Raw genomic sequence first — 16,896 nt, forward strand, 5'->3', positions numbered from 1 at the left:
TTAGCGCGCCGGGACGGTTTGAGAGACCATTGCCGGACACGCTGGCCTGGACGAGCGTTATGTCCGCGAATGGCTAGCAGTCATGACCACCGCACGAATCACCCATTACGACCCAAAAACCCGTTTCTATTCCCTGCCGGAGGCGCACGCAGCCTGCCTGACCCGTGCCGCGGTCCCTAACAATATCGCAGTGAATGCCCAGTTCGTTCCGCTCATCGCGAAGATGGAGGATGCGCTAGTGGGCTGCTTCCAGAACGGCGGGGGCCTGCCCTACCACGCCTACCCATGCTTCCACCAGGTCATGAGCGAGGACAGCGCCCAGACCGTGGTCGCGGCATTGCAGGATCACATTCTGCCGCTGATGCCTGAACTGACCACGCGACTGGAACAGGGCATTGATGTGCTGGATGCGGGGTGCGGTGCCGGGCGGGCCTTGCTGGCACTGGCCCGGGCCTATCCGCGCAGTCGTTTTGTGGGGTACGACCTGTGCCCTGAGGCCTTTGCCAGAACCGTTCGCGAAGCGGCTCAGTTGGGAGTCAGCAATCTGACGTTCGAGGCGCGGGATCTTCGCGATTTCTGCGAGCCCGGGCGCTACGACCTGATCACCAGCTTTGACGCCGTCCACGATCAGCCGGATCCGCAGGCCTTGTTGGCAGGCATCGCAGAGGCACTCAAACCGGGCGGTGTCTATCTCATGCAGGACATTGCCGGCTCCAGCTACCTGGAAAACAACCTCGCGCATCCATTGGGCCCGTTGCTCTATACCATCTCCTGCGCACACTGCACGCCGGTTTCCCTGGCGCAGGGTGGGCCCGGCCTGGGAACAATGTGGGGGGAGGAGCTGGCCACGGCCATGTTGCGAGAGGCGGGTTTCGACAACATCGATTGTCACCGCCTGGAGCACGATCCGTTCAATGTGTACTTCATCGCGCAGACCACACACTGAGAAGGCCTGAAACCATGAAAAAGTTGCTTATTGCCACCTATGCCATGGCGTCCTATGCCGTCGGCATGGGGGCGCTTTGCTACCTGATGCTATTCCTGCAGAACCTGTGGGTACCGAAAACTGTCGATTCGGGCGCGACGCCCGTATTGGAAGTCGCCCTGTTGGCCAATTTGGTCAGCCTCATCATCTACCTGACGCTGCATTCCGTGATGGCCCGGCCCTGGTTCAAGAACTGGTGGACGCGATGCGTACCGCCCGCCCTGGAACGAAGTACCTATATCCTGATTTCCGGCACCACCTTGTTCTTGCTGATCCTGCTCTGGCAGCCGCTGACCGTGACGGTCTGGGAGACTGACAGTGCGATCGCGAAAGGGGCAATTTACGCCCTCTATGCACTTGGCTGGCTGATCATGGTCAGCGCGACGTTCCAGATCGACCATTTTTCCTTCTTCGGCCTGCGCCAGGCCTGGAACTGGATGATGCGTCGAGCACCCGGGCCGACGACATTCACGGCACGCTACCTGTACGGCGTCACACGCCACCCGATCAGCCTGGGCTGGCTGGTGGTGTTCTGGTCGACGCCACACATGACCCTGGGACATCTGCTGATGGCACTGGTCTGCTCGGTCTACATCTTCATTGTCACGCCCATTGAAGAAGCTGATCTGATCCGGGAGCTGGGCGATTCCTATGTTGCCTATCGAAAACGGGTACCGGCTTTTATTCCTTTGCCACGGGGCTCAGGTGCTGGTCGCGTCAAAACACCCACGTCTTATCGCAACAAGCAGGGGTCATCGGCATGACCAACTGTCTGGTTCGGTCCGGGTGTTGCCAGTCATTGGCGATTTCCATGGGCGAGGGAACACACCTGCTCCCGCCTGATGCAGGTCTGCTGGGGTTCTGTATTGGCGGAGAGAGAGGGATTATTCGGGCCTTCGGCCCTCACCCCTTCGGGGCCGTCGTCGCTTTGCTCCGACGTTCCTCAGCCTGCTTTGCAGGCTTCGGTCGAACCCGCGAGGGTTCTTCTTACCCTGCCAATCGGCCAATAAAAAACCCCAGCGGTGCTGGGGTTTTGTATTGGCGGAGAGGGAGGGATTCGAACCCTCGAAACGCTATTAACGTTTACACACTTTCCAGGCGTGCGCCTTCAGCCACTCGGCCACCTCTCCAATACTCTTTAAATAAACCGTTCCAAATCAGCAACGTCGTCGCTCATTTGAGGGCGCAAACTCTAATGGTTTTATGCCGGTTTGGCAACTCCAATTTTTAAATCGTTTGGCCAGCGGCTCGCCAATCCCATGAGTTGACTACCGATTGAACAGATTCAGTATGATCGTTAGCACAATGCTGATTAGGATCATCGAGGTTATGGGTATGAACAGCTGGCTTTTGTCAGAGCGAACGTTGATGTCCCCGGGGAGTTTGCCAAACCAGTGGAACAGCCACGGTGCGAAGTGGACCAGCAGGCCCAGGGTCACCAGTGCAACACCTGCAATAATCAACCAGCGTGACATAGAGGCCCCATGTTCAGAAATGAATCGTTTTAGCAATCAATCCGGCTAATGTTCGGCGATAAGTAAAGATCACTTCAACCCCCGGCGCGGCCGGTCTAGGCTATTGTATTGCTTCATACACCATTTCAAGAGGATACCCTGGCCCCATGCCCTTTCAGCGCCTGTTGATTGCCAATCGTGGTGAAATTGCTGTCCGTGTTGCGCGCGCAGCAGCCGAGCTGGACATACCCACCGTTGCAGTATACGCCCGGGATGACAGCCAGTCGCTGCACCTGCGAAAGGCTGATGTTGCGGTAGCCCTGGACGGAACCGGGCCGGCCGCTTATCTCAATGGCGAGCGACTGATCCGCATTGCACAGGAATATGGCTGTGATGCCATTCATCCGGGCTACGGTTTCCTCAGTGAAAGTGCAGGCTTCGCAAGGCTGTGTGAGGCGGCTGGAATCTTCTTTATCGGCCCCTCACCGGCGGTGCTGGATGTCTTTGGCGACAAGGCCAGTGCCCGGCAGCTGGCAAAGAAGCATGGGGTGCCGCTGATTCACGGCACCAATGAGGCCACCAGTCTGGAGTCCGCCAAGGCCTTTATGGAGTCACTGGGAGAAGGTGGTGCCGTTATGCTCAAGGCCATTGCCGGAGGTGGCGGCCGGGGCATGAGGCCGGTCCATTCACTGGAAGCCCTGGAGTCCGCCTTTCATCGCTGCCAGTCCGAAGCCGCCACCGCGTTTGGCAACGGTGACCTGTATATCGAGGAGTTGATTCCCGAAGCCCGGCACATCGAGGTTCAGATTATTGGAGACGGCAAGGAAGTCTCCCATCTCTGGGAGCGGGACTGCACCCTGCAAAGGCGAAACCAGAAGATAATGGAAGTGGCGCCGGCACCGGGGCTGGAGCCGGAACTGCGAGAACAGTTACTGGCTGATGCAGACATGCTTTCCCGCGCAGTCGGATATCGCGGACTGTGTACCATTGAGTTCCTGGTGGATGCCCGGTCCGGTCATTACGTGTTCCTGGAAGCGAACCCCCGCGTACAGGTCGAGCACACGATAACGGAAGCCATCACCGGGCTGGACCTGGTGCAGCTTCAGATACGGGTTGCCGCCGGCATGACCCTGACCGAACTGGGGCTGGACAGGCCGCCGGTGCCAAGGGGCCAGGCCGTTCAGCTCCGGATCAACATGGAGACCATGGATCAGGAAGGCAATGCGAGGCCGGCCGGTGGGGAGATTACAGCCTATGAACCACCGACCGGGCCGGGGATACGGGTCGACGGATATGGTTATAGCGGTTACAGCACCAGCCCGGCCTACGATTCCCTGCTGGCAAAACTCGTTGTTTCTTCCGAGGGCGACTACCCCGCCCTACTCCGCCGCGCCTATCGCGCCCTGTGCGAGTTCCGGCTCGAGGGTGTTGCCAGCAACATCGGCTTTCTTCAGAACCTGCTCCAGCACAGACTGGTTCAATCCAACGACGTCTCCACCGGTTTTATCGACACCCATGCGGCGGAGCTCATGCCGGGCGATGCGACTCCCCATCCAAGCCTGTATTTCAGTAGCGCCCACACAACCGCGACTGGCCCAACGGTTGCTGCCGCGGCGCCTGAAGGTTCCGAGCCGGTTCTTTCTCCGGCCCAGGGCGTGGTCGTCCGCATTGATGTGGAGCCCGGCCAGATCGTGGCGGAGGGGCAACCGGTTGCAGTACTGGAAGCGATGAAAATGGAGTTCGTGATCAGGGCCGGACAGAGTGGGCGCGTGGTTGCTCTCGCTGTCGGAACTGGAGAGCCGGTTTACGAAGACCACCCCCTGATGTTCATTGAACCCGAAGAGGTGTCTGCAGTGGATGTCTCCACAGAGGAATCGGTCGACATTGAACACATCCGTGCGGATCTGCAGCAGGTGCTTTCCCTTCACCAACAGCTGACCGACGAAAAACGGCCCGAGGCAGTGGCAAAGCGCCGTAAAACCGGCCAGAGAACGGCCCGGGAGAATCTGGCAGACCTGGTGGATGAAGGAAGCTTCATGGAATACGGCGCCCTTGCCCTGGCCGCCCAGCGTACCCGTCGCACCCCTGAAGAGCTCCAGACCCTGAGCCCGGCGGATGGTCTGGTCGCCGGCATCGGTACGGTCAACGCCGGGCTGTTTGGCCCGCAGGCCGCCCGCTGCATGGCCATGAGCTATGACTACACCGTCTTCGCCGGCACCCAGGGGGTCATGAACCACAAGAAAACCGACCGTATGCTGGAACTGGCGGAGAGGCAGCGGCTGCCCCTTGTCTTCTACACAGAAGGCGGTGGTGGCCGGCCGGGCGATGTGGACTGGGTTGGCGTGGCAGGCCTGGACTGCACCACTTTCATGCGCATGGCGCGGCTCAGCGGTAACGTACCAATCATTGGTATAGCCTCTGGCCGCTGTTTTGCCGGCAATGCGGCCCTGCTTGGCTGTTGCGATGTGATTATCGCCACCGAGAATGCCACGATCGGCATGGCCGGCCCCGCCATGATTGAAGGCGGGGGGCTGGGCCGCTTCATGCCCGAAGAAGTCGGCCCGGTGTCCACCCAGAGCCGCAATGGCGTGGTTGATATCGTCGCCAGAGACGAGGCAGAGGCCACCCGGTTGGCCAAACAGTACCTGTCCTGTTTTCAGGATGACCTGGCCGCCGGAGAGACCGAAGACCAGCGCGAACTGCGCCACCTGATTCCGGAAAACCGGCTGCGGGTGTACGACATCCGCAAGGTAATCGAGAGCCTCGTCGACCGCAATTCCGTGATCGAGCTGCGCAGGCACTTCGCACCGGGAATGGTCACTGCCCTGGTGCGGATCCAGGGCAAGGCCTTCGGGCTGATTGCCAATAACCCCATGCACCTGGGGGGCGCCATTGACGCAGTGGCGGCAGATAAAGCCGCCCGCTTCATGCAACTGTGCGATGCCCATGGTCTGCCGTTGCTCTCCCTGTGTGACACACCGGGCTTCATGGTTGGCCCCGATGCGGAGAAACAGGCCACGGTACGCCACGTGTCGCGGATGTTCGTTACGGCCGCCAGCATGACTGTCCCCTTCTTTACGGTGGTACTCCGCAAGGGCTATGGCCTCGGCGCACAGGCCATGGCGGCCGGCAGCTTCCACGCTCCGATGTTCACCGTCGGCTGGCCAAGCAGTGAATTCGGAGCCATGGGACTGGAGGGAGCGGTTCGTCTTGGCTTTGCCAAAGAGCTGGCCGCCGTGGAAAATCAGGACGAACGCAAGGCCCTGTTCGACAAGCTGGTGGGACAACTCTACGAACGGGGCAAAGGCGTCAGCATGGCCAGCTTCCTGGAAATCGATGCGGTCATTGACCCTGCCGACACCCGGAACTGGTTGATCCGGGGCCTTGAGTCCGTCGATCCGGAATCTCTCAGGGGCGGACATCGCCCCATGGTTGATACCTGGTAATGACACTCTGGCTGAAACCAATTATGAGCTTGTGCAATACTGGACTCCTCATTGATGCAGCCTCCAGAAGGGGACCGTTATGCTGATGAATGCTGAGCAATCAACACTGGTGCTGGTAGACCTGCAGAAAAAACTGATGCCTGCCATCAGCCACGGAGGTTCGGTGGTGGCCGAAAGCGTGCGGCTTGCGCGGATCGCCAGGCTCCTGCAAGTACCGGTTATTGCCACAGAGCAGATCCCGGAAAAACTGGGCCACAACGAGGACGACATATCAGCGCTTGCCGACCACACTGTGACCAAGATTCACTTTGATGCCTGTGGTGGTGGCCTGGTGGATGCCATTCCCAACGATCGTAAACAGGTCATCATTGGTGGCTGCGAAGCCCACGTCTGCATGTTGCAGACCGCCCTGTCACTCTTGGCCGCCGGATTCGGGGTATGGGTTGTTGAAAATGCCACCGGCTCCCGCCACGACAACGACCGCGACGCCGCTCTGGAACGTCTGCAGCAGGCGGGAGCCACCATTGTTACAGTGGAAATGGTGGCCTTCGAGTGGATGCAGCATTGTGAACACCCCTGCTTCAGGGACGTTCAGAAACTGATCAAGTAACCATCCGCCCCACTACCTGACCGGAGACCGCAATGCTCAACATGGATTTCAGCAAAAGAGTCGTTATCCGTCCCGCTGACCAGGAATGGGTACCAAGCCCGGCCGGAGGTGTTCTCCGCAAACCTCTCGCCCGCGAGGAAGCCGAACGTGGCCATGCCACCAGCATTGTCCGCTACGAGCCCGGCGCCAGTTTCAAACGCCACGAGCACCCACTGGGCGAGGAAATTCTGGTTCTTGAAGGTGTGTTCTCGGACGAGACCGGGGATTACGGTAAAGGTACCTATCTGCGTAACCCGCCCGGTAGCGGCCACGCCCCATTCAGCAAGGAAGGTTGCGTTCTGTTTGTGAAACTCCATCAGTTTGATGAGCGCGACACTGCAACCGTCTGTATCGACACCAACACGGCCCCCTGGTTACCCGGCATTGGTGGCCTTGAGGTCATGCCCCTGCACGATTTTGAACACGAACACGTTGCGCTGGTGAAGTGGCCGGCGAAGGAGAAGTTCCAGCCCCACCGGCACTTTGGTGGTGAAGAGATACTGGTGCTCTCCGGGGAGTTCTGCGATGAAAACGGGCGCTACCCCGCCGGCACCTGGATTCGAAGCCCCCATATGAGCCAGCATCACCCGTATGTCGAAGAGGAGACCGTGATCTGGGTGAAGACCGGCCATCTTCCCCACCAGCCCTGACGCGGTTAACAGTGACGGCTACGAATCAGAGGCTTTGCAAACACCGTAAGATGAATTCCTGAAGGATGTAAACGTCGAAATCGGTAACCAGACGGGAAGAACTTACAAATTTACGTTTACGTAAGGTAGAGCTATCTGACTGTTACCGTTACCATTTTCAGAATCATTGCAAATTGTGTGATTCACACCCATTGACGATGATGTAAAAGCTATCTAGTCTTTTTTCAGCCGGGCCCCAAAAGGGCTTCGGCGTATGAAATCATGCCAACCGGCCTACCCGCCGGGGCACAACAACAAAATGACCACGAAAGCCGTGATCCGGCCTGGTGGAAGAGGATTTCAGTATGTCACTGGTAAATCAGTCCCCGATGATGGGCCCATGCGCCCGTATTCTGCAACTCCCGCTTACGCATTCCGTTCCTGCACCGCGATCGTTCCGATCGAATCTGCTACGAAGTTTCATCCCAACTCGATTACTGCAGCCTCAATCAGACATTTGACCCTACCGGTCTATCACCCGCTAGCGATTCAGTTTCGGCTTTGCCGCAACCAGGGTGGATCCCTATGCAAACGCGTTTAAAGGAACCAGAAAATGACTGTATTTACTCATCCTGAATTCGACCACCACGAACACCTGACGTTCTGCTGCGACCCTGAGACCGGGCTGCGTGCCATCATTGCTGTCCATAACACCTCCCGGGGCCCCGCTCTTGGTGGCTGCCGCATGTTCCCCTACGCCAGCGACGAAGAGGCGCTCCGTGACGTTCTGCGCCTGTCACGGGGCATGACCTACAAGTCCGCCCTCGCCAATCTCAATCTGGGCGGCGGGAAGTCTGTCATCATTGGTGACCCACGCCAGCACAAGACCGAAGCCCTGCTTGAATCCATGGGCCGGTTCCTGGAGCAGTTGGGCGGTTTATACATTGCCGCGGAAGATTCCGGCACCAGCGTTGCGGACCTTAAGGTCATGGCACGCCAGACCAGCAATGTGGCCGGCATCAGGGACCGCCCGGGATTTGACGGCAAACCCAGCAACGGTGACCCCTCACCCGCCACGGCCTGGGGTACCTTTGTGGGCATCAAGTCCGCCGTGAAGCACCAACTGGGCCGCACGGACCTTGAAGGCCTGAAGGTAGCAGTCCAGGGCATCGGTAACGTCGGCTACAGACTGGCGCAGCATCTCAGCGATGCCGGCGCAAAACTGTGGGTGTATGACATCCACCAGGACCAGATGGACCGCGCGGTTGCAGAGCTCGGTGCCACACCGGCCACCGCGGAGGAAATTCTCTATCTGCCGGTGGATGTGGTAGCCCCCTGCGCCATGGGCGCGGTGCTGAATGACCAGTCCATCGCCAAACTTCGAGCGCCTATCGTTGCCGGCGCCGCCAACAACCAGCTTGCCAGTCCGGCCCACGACGAACTGCTACGTAAGCACGGCGTCCTCTACGCACCGGATTTCGTGATTAACGCCGGCGGCATCATTGATGTGTACTACGAGCGCACCGGCCCGGATCCGGACGCCGTACGCCAGCATGTGGACACCATTGGCCAGACACTGGAGGAAATATTCCAGCGCTCAGAGCGTGATGACCTGCCCACCGGGCAGATTGCCGACCAACTGGCAGAGGAAAGATTCCGGCACATACCCCGTTGATGGCGGCGTCGCTGTCATCACTCATTACCCCGAAAACAAAAACAGTAAACAGGAGAAGACAATGAGTAATGCTTATTCATCCGCTGCAGGCGGTGCCATGGACAAAGCGGCGGCTGCGCGCGGACTATGGTCGTCGCGTCTCGCTTTTATCCTGGCGGCCACCGGTTCTGCTGTAGGGCTGGGCAATATCTGGAAGTTTCCATACATCACTGGAGAGAACGGTGGCGGCGCCTTTGTTCTGGTGTACCTGCTGTGTATTGCCGCCGTAGGCCTTCCCATCATGATGGCTGAAGTTCTGATTGGCCGCCGTGGTGGGCACAGCCCCGTCAACAGCATGCGGGCCATTACCAACCAGGAGGGCCTGAAACCGGCATGGCGCTGGGTCGCCGGGATCGGCGTACTGGCTGGCTTCCTGATTCTGTCATTCTATTCGGTGATCGGTGGCTGGGCCATTTCCTATGTGGGCACGGCTGCCACAGGGCAGCTGGCGGGCCAGAGCGCTGAATCCATCGGTGCTATCTTCTCCGGGCTGCTGGGCGACCCGATCAAGCTGCTGTTATGGCACACCGTGTTCATGGCATTGGTGATGATTGTTGTTGCCCGTGGTGTTCGTTCCGGCCTTGAGCGCGCCGTGAGCATTCTGATGCCGGCCCTGTTCGTGCTGTTGCTGATTGTGGTTGGCTACGCGATGACCACCGGCCACTTCGGTCAGGCGGTGAGCTTCCTGTTCCAGCCGGACTTCTCGAAACTCACCACATCCGGCGTACTGGTGGCCCTGGGACATGCCTTCTTCACGCTCAGTCTGGGCATGGGCATCATGATGGCCTACGGGTCCTATCTGCCGAAGAACATTTCCATCGCCAAGACCTCCGTCGCCGTGTCGCTGATGGACACAGTGGTGGCATTGCTGGCGGGGCTGGCGATATTCCCCATTGTCTTCGCCAACGGCCTTGAACCCGGAGCGGGCCCGGGGCTGATTTTCCAGACCTTGCCCCTGGCCTTCGGCCAGATGCCCATGGGCAGCCTGTTCGGTACGCTGTTTTTTGTACTGCTGATTTTCGCCGCCTGGACGTCCGGCATCTCGCTGCTGGAGCCTCTGGTGGAATGGCTTGAGGAACAGAAAGGCATGAATCGCACACTGAGCACCCTGGGAGCGGGTATTGCCTGCTGGCTGCTGGGCATCGCCTCCATTCTGTCTCTGAACCTGTGGTCCGATGTGGCACCGCTGGGCATGTTTGCGATGTTCGAGGGCAAGACCATCTTTGATCTTCTCGACTTCCTGACCGCCAACATCCTGTTGCCGCTTGGTGGACTGCTGGTAGCCGTGTTTGTCGGCTGGTTCCTGTCCCGGAAAGCTCTGGAAGAGGAGCTGTCCATGTCACCCGCCGTCTTTACCGCCTGGTACCGGGTACTGCGCTATTTCACACCGGTTGCTGTGGCCATCGTATTCATCTATAACCTGGTTTAACCCCTGCTTACCACTGAACAGCACCGGCACTCCCCTGGAGTGCCGGTGCTAATCCGCCAGCTCCGGCGCCGCCGGGCGGCTCGTCAACCAGACCGCCATCAACACACCGTGCAGAACCAGGAACGGCACGGCAATCAGCAACAATCCCGTCCAGTTAAATGCCGCCAACACCACTCCGGCGCTCAGTGCAGCCGTTGCCTGTGAGCCAAACACCATCAGGTCGTTCAGGCCCTGCACACGGAAGCGCTCTTCGTCGCGATATCCCTGTGGCAGAAGCGTGGTCCCTCCCACAAACAGGAAGTTCCAACCAATGCCCAAGAGGACCAATGCGGTCAGATAATGATGGAAACCAATGCCGCTGAAGGCCACCGCCACACACCCGAGATAGGCCATCAATCCCAGCCCCATCATTCGCGGGATGCCCACAACACGGATCAGCCAGCCGCTGACCAGCGACGGCAGATACATGGCCATGATGTGAATCTGGATCACCCACTTGGCGTCTTCAAGAGGGTGGTCCGCCACTTCCGTCATGCTGAGGGGGGTGGCGGTCATAATGAAGCTCATGATGGCGTAACCGATGGCAGCAGCGCTGATCGACACCCAGATAACCGGCTGCCGCAGAATGGCCGCCATTGGGCGGCCGCCACCGGCGATGGTTTCTCGCACCCGTTCACCACTGGCGCGATACCCCAATACCAGCACTGCCATGGCAACAACCTGAACAGTGCCCAGAGCAAGCCACCCGCCCATGAAAGGATATTCCGCCTGCCCGCCACCACCGGCCAGCGCGATTTCAGGCCCCAGCCAGGCCGCTACCAGTCCGCCAAGCAGCACTCTGGCGGCGGCAGAACCGGCCATCGCGGGAGGGACGGATTCCATGGCGGCAAAGCGATACTGGTGCACCACTGCCAGCCCGGTTCCACCAACCACGGCTGCGGCGCACAGTAACGGAAAGCTGCTGGTCAAGGCTGCCAGGGCTCCAAGCATGCCCGCCGAGGTTCCGGCCAAAGTACCCAGCAACATGACCGGCTTTCTTCCCAGGCGTTCCATCAGCCAGGTGGCGGGTTTGATTGCCAGTACAGTGCCCACAACCACAAGCCCTACCGGCAGGGTGGCCAGCTCCGGCGAAGGCGCCAGCAAGCGGCCGTGAATACTTCCGATGAAAACGATGAAAGGCGCTGTGCACATTGCCAGCGCCTGGGCGGCAACCAGTATCCATACATTGAGTGGCATAGGGCGGGCCTATTTCTTTCTGTAGATGATCCCGGGGTGGCACTGCACCATTTCATACAGATGAGGCAGACCGTTCAGCGATTCCGATGCCCCCAGTATCAGATAGCCACCAGGATTGAGAGTGGCGTGTATGCGGGTCAGAATGTCTTTTTTGAGCTCTGCCGAAAAGTAGATCAGCACGTTGCGGCACAGCACGATGTCAAACTTTCCAAGCATGTAGCGTTCAAGCAGGTTCATCTCACGGAACTCAACCATGCTCTTGATCTGCGGTCTGATCTGCCAACTGCCATTCATGGCAGGGGTAAAAAACTGTTTCTGCCGTTCAGGCGACAGACCGCGGCCAATGGCAATCATCTCATATTCACCTCGCCGCGCCACTTCCAGCACGCTCTTGGAGATATCCGTGGCAGTGATTTTCACGTCCCGGAGCTTGCCGGGTCGCTGGCGGCGAAACTCTTCGATAATCATGGCCACCGAGTAAGGCTCCTGGCCAGTTGAACAGGCGGCGGACCAGATACGCAGCGGCTGGGTTAATTTCCTCTCGCCAAATTCTGGCAGCAGCTTTTCCTGCAGGATCCGGAATGGATGATTGTCGCGAAACCACAGGGTTTCGTTTGTTGTCATCGCGTCAATCACGACTTCCTTGAGACTGCTGCGGCCGGATCGCTTCACACGTTCAAGCAGCTCAGCCAGAGTGCTCAGCCTGTTTTCCTCCATGATCCGGCGCAGCCGGCTCTTCACCAGATACTGTTTGTTATCCCCCAGCAAAATGCCACAGGCATCCTGCAGGAACGTTTTGAAGGCCTCGTATTCCTGTGGCGTTATGTCAGCTTTCATTGGATCTCATTATCGAGTGAGTCGGGAGCGACTGCCGCGTCACTGCTCGCGATCAATAATTTCCATGACCCGTTCCGCCAGTTCATCCGGGCTGAATTTGGCCATGAAATCGTCCGCACCTACTTTCTGCACCATCGCCTTGTTGAACACGCCACTCAGTGAGGTGTGCAACATGATAAATACATCCCTGATTGCAGGGTCATTTTTGCATCTGGTGACCAGAGTGTACCCGTCCATTTCCGGCATTTCGACATCAGAAATGATCAGTGAAAGATGATCTGCGGCGCGGGATCCGTCAGCGGTGATCTCCTGGAGATAGTCATAGGCCTGTTTGCCGTCGTTTTTTGTAACCACTTCCATGCCAATGGCGGTAAGGCAACGCTCTATCTGGCGCCGCGCAACGGAGGAATCGTCCACCACCAGCACCGGCAGATGGCCGGGCACCCTTTCGGCGCTGCGGGTACGGAGTTCCTCGGTCACATCCTCCTCGAATGGTGACACCTCCGAGAGGATCTTTTCCACATCAATGATCTCGACCAGCTTGTCTTCGAAATGCGTAACCGCCGTCAGGTATACATCTTTTCCCGCACCCTTGGGTGGCGGAAGTATGTCCTCCCAGTTCATATTCACGATGCGGTCCACACCGGCCACGAGGAATCCCTGGGTCCTGCGATTGTATTCGGTGATAATCACAAAACTGGTGGCTATCTCTTCCGGAGGAATACCGGGGAGCCTGATCGACAGGCCAAGGTCAATAATGGGGATGGTCTCGCCGCGAATATGGGCAACACCTCGCACCATGGGTCGACTGTTCGGTAGCGACGACAGTTTCGGGCACTGAAGCACTTCTTTGACCTTGAATACGTTGATACCGTAAGTCTGCCTGCCGCGAAGGCGGAACAACAGAAGCTCAAGGCGATTCTGCCCCACCAGCTGTGTGCGCTGATTTACACTGTCCAATACCCCTGCCATCGTCTGCTCTCCCACTCTACGACTAACTGCCGGCACGCATCTTGCTGCGTTACTGTTCAAAGTTCTACGGCACGCAACATGTGCCGGATTATTGACTCTTTGGTCAGGCTTAACGGCCGGATTCAGGAATCATTAGGATATTCCCGAATAACGGGACATGGCCCGGTTATTGACAGCATAGGACAAACTGCATCGTATGCGCATTACCAAATTCTTCATCACACTGCTAATGTCTACCTTCGCCGGCACTGCCCTGGCGGCTGGCACCACGGCAGAACAGATCTACCAGGGCGCAGAGGCGTTTCTGGAGACGTTTGCCCGGGAACAGGCCAAAGAAGGCTTTTCCGTGGCCCATGATACCGGCGAACTCGATGCACGTCTCTCCCTGGCGCCCTGCGATGCCCCGCTGAGTGTATCTTTCAGCGGGGACCCCTGGAAAACCACACAACCGTCGCTACTGGTATCCTGTGAGGGTGAGCGGCCCTGGCGTATGTTTCTTCCCGTTTCGGTCACCATTACCGGTGATGCCATGGTGGCAGCCCGTCCGCTCGGTCGCGGTGAGCGGCTTACACAGAGCGCCATTCAGGCGGATTCCGTTATCGTCAATTCCATCCGCCGTGGTGCGATCACCAGCGCCGAACAGTTGATTGGCATGGAGATGCGACGGGGGGTGAACGCCGGCACTGTCTTTACGCCAGACCTGATACTGGCGCCTGCCGCTGTAGAACGGGGCGATCATGTTATTATCAGTGCCAGTAGCGGCAATTTCTCGGTCAACTCCAGGGGCAGGGCTCTGGCCAGCGCCGGCGTTGGGGAACAGGTGCGGGTGGAGAACCTTTCATCATCCCGCACGGTACGGGCCCGCGTGGTCGCACCCGGCCATGTGGAAATCCCCATGTAGATTATGTAGATTTCGCCCGGCACCGGGTGGCCGCTAACGGCAAGGGTTTGCCGGTTTGCGGAGGGTGCTGAAGACAGATGACAGGAATGTCATTTAACTCTTGTAAAAAATTGCTAAAGAAACGTAAAGCCATGCCGATAGACAGGTATGAAATTCGTGGAGCCGCCCACTGCGGCCGATCAGCTAAGCAGGTAACGTTATGTCAGTTGACTTTAATGGAATAGGCCCAGGCCAGGTCAACACTCAGAAACCCACGGCCGACAAGTCTTCCGGTGCCCAGAACACACAGCCGACCGCACCAGAGCAGGCAAAGACCCAGGCACAGGGTGCCCGTGGTGAAAATGTCAACCTGAGCAGCCAGGCAAAAGACCTGAAGCAGCTTGAGCAGAAACTTGGCAATTACCCGGAAATGGATGATGCCCGCATCGAACAGATCCGCACGGCCCTGGAAGACGGCTCATACAAGATTGACGCTGAGAAACTGGCCCAGAAAATGCTTGAGATGGATGAAAGCATTTTTGGGTGAGTAAATCATGGCCACAATCGATGAATTGAAAGACCTTCTGTCCCAGGATATCCGTCAGCTGGAAATGCTCGCAGATATCCTTCAACAGGAAAAAGCCTGCCTCTCCAGTTCCGACATTCGCAAACTCGAAGCCCTGACCGGCGACAAGAACGCCCTGCTTGGCCAGATCCGTGAACGGGCAAAGCAGAAAATTCGCCTGCTTGTGGCCATGGGTTTCCGCCCCGAGAATGGGGCACCCTCACGTTTCATTCGCAGTGCCGGCCTTACGGATGTCCATGCGCTCTGGGAAGAGGCGGACAAACGTCTCAAGGCTTGCCAGGAACTGAACCAGACCAACGGAAAAGTGATCAGCCACCTCCAGAAACGCCTCTCCCGCCTGACGGACATCTTCCGTGGCGTGACCGGGCACCAGAAGCTTTACGGTGCCCAGGGTGAACAGAAGGCGATGTCACACAGCACCATCCTCGCCAGCGCCTGACTGAATACCGCTGGGTACGCCTGCGCCCTGGAACGACCAGGGCCTGCGGGCAGCATCAACGGGTGTAGATGGTCATCCGGGAATCCGGGTGGAAGCGGATGTTATCAATGGTGATATTGCCCATGGACGGCCCCTGGCTTCCACTGACCCGGATATTGTCCATGCGGATCTGCTCGATTCTTTCCGGAAACGCCATCGTCAGCCCGCCATCGTCACGAACCGCGTAACGGGGAACATCGTCACGGTAGTGCACCCCTGAAATCGTCAGGTCGGAATCCAGAAAATTCAGCACCGGCACAAAGATATTCGCGGTCAGCTTGAGACCTTCGATAACATCCGGTTCAACCTCGCCAGTATCACCATTGCTCCCCGCCATGGCTGACACACTGCCAATGTGGTCCAACAACGTTGAGTTGCCCTGCCCGGCCACGCCCGCCATTTCCGCGTCATTCAGCGGCGCAAGCCCGGAGCGCTCGTAAAGCTGGCCGGCATCGGCAATATCCCGGGAATCCTGTGACGTGCTACCGGCTGCGAAGCTGACCAGCGGCTGGAATGGCAGAACCACCATGGTAACCAGCGCTGCCGTATTGCGGTAACGGGATTGGTGCTTGAGGACACGGTGAAGCTCCCGCTCGGTGATCCAGCCGGACTGGATAAACACCTCGCCCAGCCGCTGGCCGGTCTCAAGCTGAAGACGCAGCCCCTCTTCAAGCTGGCTTTGGGAAAGGTAGCCACGGTTTATCAGTAACCGGCCAAGACGGGATTTTTCTTCGAAACCCTGACGGATTCTCACAGTATGTCTCCACTCTGTTGACAGTGATTGCCGTACAACCTGGCCCGGTCACTCTGCATCGGTATCTACGACGCGTTAAAAGGTTAGCTGATCGTCATGAACTCCGCTGGGAATCTGCCCGACCTGACAAGCGATTTCTGCTAACATCCAGCTACATGCAGGATTCATGGCGGAAGTATCTCAGTAAATGTTCCCGGAGCTAACAACGTGAGCCATTATAGAATGACAAATTCCGTAAAACCGTTTAGTTATGTGATTCAGATCCTCCTATCTGTAACGATCATGCTGGGTTTCAGCGTTTCAGCGGCCGCAGAAGAACATCGCAGCGAGCTGCCACAGGTCATTATTGAAACCAGCGAAGGGGCCATTGAAGTTACCCTTCGCCCCGACATTGCGCCCGAAACCGTTGATAATTTTCTTACTTACGTCAAAAACGGATTTTACGAAGGCACCATCTTCCACCGGGTGATTCCAGGTTTCATGATTCAGGGGGGAGGATTCGATGAGAACCTCAACAGAAAGCAGACTCGCGACCCCGTCCGTAACGAGGCCAAACCCACAGCCAAGAACCTGCGGGGCACCATCGCCATGGCGCGCACCAGTTCACCGGATTCCGCAACGTCCCAGTTTTTCATTAACCTGACCGACAACAGCTTCCTGGATGCCGGTGTTCGCGGACCAGGCTACGCGGTATTCGGCAAGGTTACTGGCGGTATGGGTGTTGTGGATGCCATTGCCGGAAAGAAAACCGTCAGATCCCGAGGCATGGCCGATGTACCGGCAGAGCCCATCGTGATTCACAGCGTTTCCCTGAGAAAAACCAACGGCGCCGCCGAATAGCAACAGA

16 protein-coding genes and 1 tRNA gene are annotated in these 16,896 nt (G+C 58.1%); 11 read left to right on the top strand and 6 right to left on the bottom strand.

What is annotated here, in order from left to right; all coding sequences use genetic code 11:
- Positions 1–28: 28 nt before the first annotated feature.
- Complete coding sequence (locus tag QPM17_RS18015) at positions 29–946, top strand: class I SAM-dependent methyltransferase (protein WP_340367156.1); 918 nt, start codon at positions 29–31, stop codon at positions 944–946.
- Positions 947–960: 14 nt separating this feature from the next.
- Positions 961–1,749, top strand: a complete 789-nt coding sequence (locus QPM17_RS18020) for a methyltransferase family protein (RefSeq protein WP_285392498.1) — start codon at positions 961–963, stop codon at positions 1,747–1,749.
- 275 nt (positions 1,750–2,024) lie between these two features.
- Here the strand turns inward: QPM17_RS18020 and QPM17_RS18025 are convergent.
- Positions 2,025–2,115, bottom strand: a tRNA-Ser gene (locus QPM17_RS18025).
- Between the two features lie 138 nt (positions 2,116–2,253).
- Positions 2,254–2,460, bottom strand: a complete 207-nt coding sequence (locus QPM17_RS18030) for a DUF2905 domain-containing protein (RefSeq protein WP_285392500.1) — start codon at positions 2,458–2,460, stop codon at positions 2,254–2,256.
- 146 nt (positions 2,461–2,606) lie between these two features.
- Here QPM17_RS18030 and QPM17_RS18035 point away from each other — a divergent pair, with 146 nt between their 5' ends.
- The 5 genes from QPM17_RS18035 to QPM17_RS18055 all read left to right on the top strand — a co-directional run bounded on the left by QPM17_RS18035 (position 2,607) and on the right by QPM17_RS18055 (position 10,306).
- Positions 2,607–5,885: a carboxyl transferase domain-containing protein gene (locus QPM17_RS18035; protein ID WP_285392502.1), complete on the top strand. Its 3,279-nt coding sequence runs from the start codon at positions 2,607–2,609 to the stop codon at positions 5,883–5,885.
- Positions 5,886–5,964: 79 nt separating this feature from the next.
- Positions 5,965–6,495 (top strand): isochorismatase family protein, encoded by a 531-nt coding sequence (locus tag QPM17_RS18040; RefSeq protein WP_285392504.1) that lies wholly within the window; start codon positions 5,965–5,967, stop codon positions 6,493–6,495.
- A 32-nt stretch (positions 6,496–6,527) separates the two neighbouring features.
- Positions 6,528–7,184: a cupin domain-containing protein gene (locus tag QPM17_RS18045; RefSeq protein ID WP_285392506.1), complete on the top strand. Its 657-nt coding sequence runs from the start codon at positions 6,528–6,530 to the stop codon at positions 7,182–7,184.
- A gap of 592 nt (positions 7,185–7,776) precedes the next feature.
- The gene (locus QPM17_RS18050; RefSeq protein WP_285392508.1) at positions 7,777–8,838 is read left to right on the top strand and encodes a Glu/Leu/Phe/Val family dehydrogenase; all 1,062 of its coding nucleotides are present in this window, start codon (positions 7,777–7,779) and stop codon (positions 8,836–8,838) included.
- Between the two features lie 61 nt (positions 8,839–8,899).
- Positions 8,900–10,306 carry a sodium-dependent transporter gene (locus tag QPM17_RS18055; protein ID WP_285392509.1) on the top strand — a complete coding sequence of 469 codons (1,407 nt, stop codon included), beginning with the start codon at positions 8,900–8,902 and terminating at the stop codon, positions 10,304–10,306.
- A gap of 48 nt (positions 10,307–10,354) precedes the next feature.
- Here the strand turns inward: QPM17_RS18055 and QPM17_RS18060 are convergent, their stop codons facing one another.
- The 3 genes from QPM17_RS18060 to QPM17_RS18070 are packed head-to-tail and all read right to left on the bottom strand — an operon-like array spanning position 10,355 to position 13,351.
- A complete protein-coding gene (locus QPM17_RS18060; RefSeq protein ID WP_285392511.1) occupies positions 10,355–11,542 on the bottom strand; it encodes an MFS transporter in 1,188 nt (395 codons plus the stop codon).
- Between the two features lie 9 nt (positions 11,543–11,551).
- Positions 11,552–12,379 carry a CheR family methyltransferase gene (locus QPM17_RS18065; protein WP_285392512.1) on the bottom strand — a complete coding sequence of 276 codons (828 nt, stop codon included), beginning with the start codon at positions 12,377–12,379 and terminating at the stop codon, positions 11,552–11,554.
- A gap of 39 nt (positions 12,380–12,418) precedes the next feature.
- Positions 12,419–13,351: a chemotaxis protein CheV gene (locus tag QPM17_RS18070; RefSeq protein ID WP_285392514.1), complete on the bottom strand. Its 933-nt coding sequence runs from the start codon at positions 13,349–13,351 to the stop codon at positions 12,419–12,421.
- Between the two features lie 196 nt (positions 13,352–13,547).
- Here QPM17_RS18070 and flgA point away from each other — a divergent pair, with 196 nt between their 5' ends.
- The 3 genes from flgA (at position 13,548) to QPM17_RS18085 (ending at position 15,256) form a co-directional block, all read left to right on the top strand.
- The gene (gene flgA, locus QPM17_RS18075) at positions 13,548–14,252 is read left to right on the top strand and encodes a flagellar basal body P-ring formation chaperone FlgA (RefSeq protein ID WP_285392515.1); all 705 of its coding nucleotides are present in this window, start codon (positions 13,548–13,550) and stop codon (positions 14,250–14,252) included.
- Between the two features lie 199 nt (positions 14,253–14,451).
- On the top strand, positions 14,452–14,778 hold the full coding sequence (flgM, locus tag QPM17_RS18080; protein WP_285392518.1) for a flagellar biosynthesis anti-sigma factor FlgM: 327 nt from the start codon (positions 14,452–14,454) through the stop codon (positions 14,776–14,778).
- A 7-nt stretch (positions 14,779–14,785) separates the two neighbouring features.
- Entirely contained in the window at positions 14,786–15,256 is a 471-nt protein-coding gene (locus QPM17_RS18085; RefSeq protein WP_285392520.1) for a flagella synthesis protein FlgN, read from the top strand.
- 55 nt (positions 15,257–15,311) lie between these two features.
- Here the strand turns inward: QPM17_RS18085 and QPM17_RS18090 are convergent, their stop codons facing one another.
- The gene (locus QPM17_RS18090; protein ID WP_285392521.1) at positions 15,312–16,049 is read right to left on the bottom strand and encodes a cyclic di-GMP-binding domain-containing protein, MshE-related; all 738 of its coding nucleotides are present in this window, start codon (positions 16,047–16,049) and stop codon (positions 15,312–15,314) included.
- 222 nt (positions 16,050–16,271) lie between these two features.
- Here QPM17_RS18090 and QPM17_RS18095 point away from each other — a divergent pair, with 222 nt between their 5' ends.
- Positions 16,272–16,889 carry a peptidylprolyl isomerase gene (locus QPM17_RS18095; protein ID WP_422732782.1) on the top strand — a complete coding sequence of 206 codons (618 nt, stop codon included), beginning with the start codon at positions 16,272–16,274 and terminating at the stop codon, positions 16,887–16,889.
- Positions 16,890–16,896 lie beyond the last annotated feature (7 nt).

It is taken from the genome of Marinobacter azerbaijanicus (genome assembly GCF_030250645.1).
Classification (GTDB): Bacteria; Pseudomonadota; Gammaproteobacteria; order Pseudomonadales; family Oleiphilaceae; genus Marinobacter; species Marinobacter azerbaijanicus.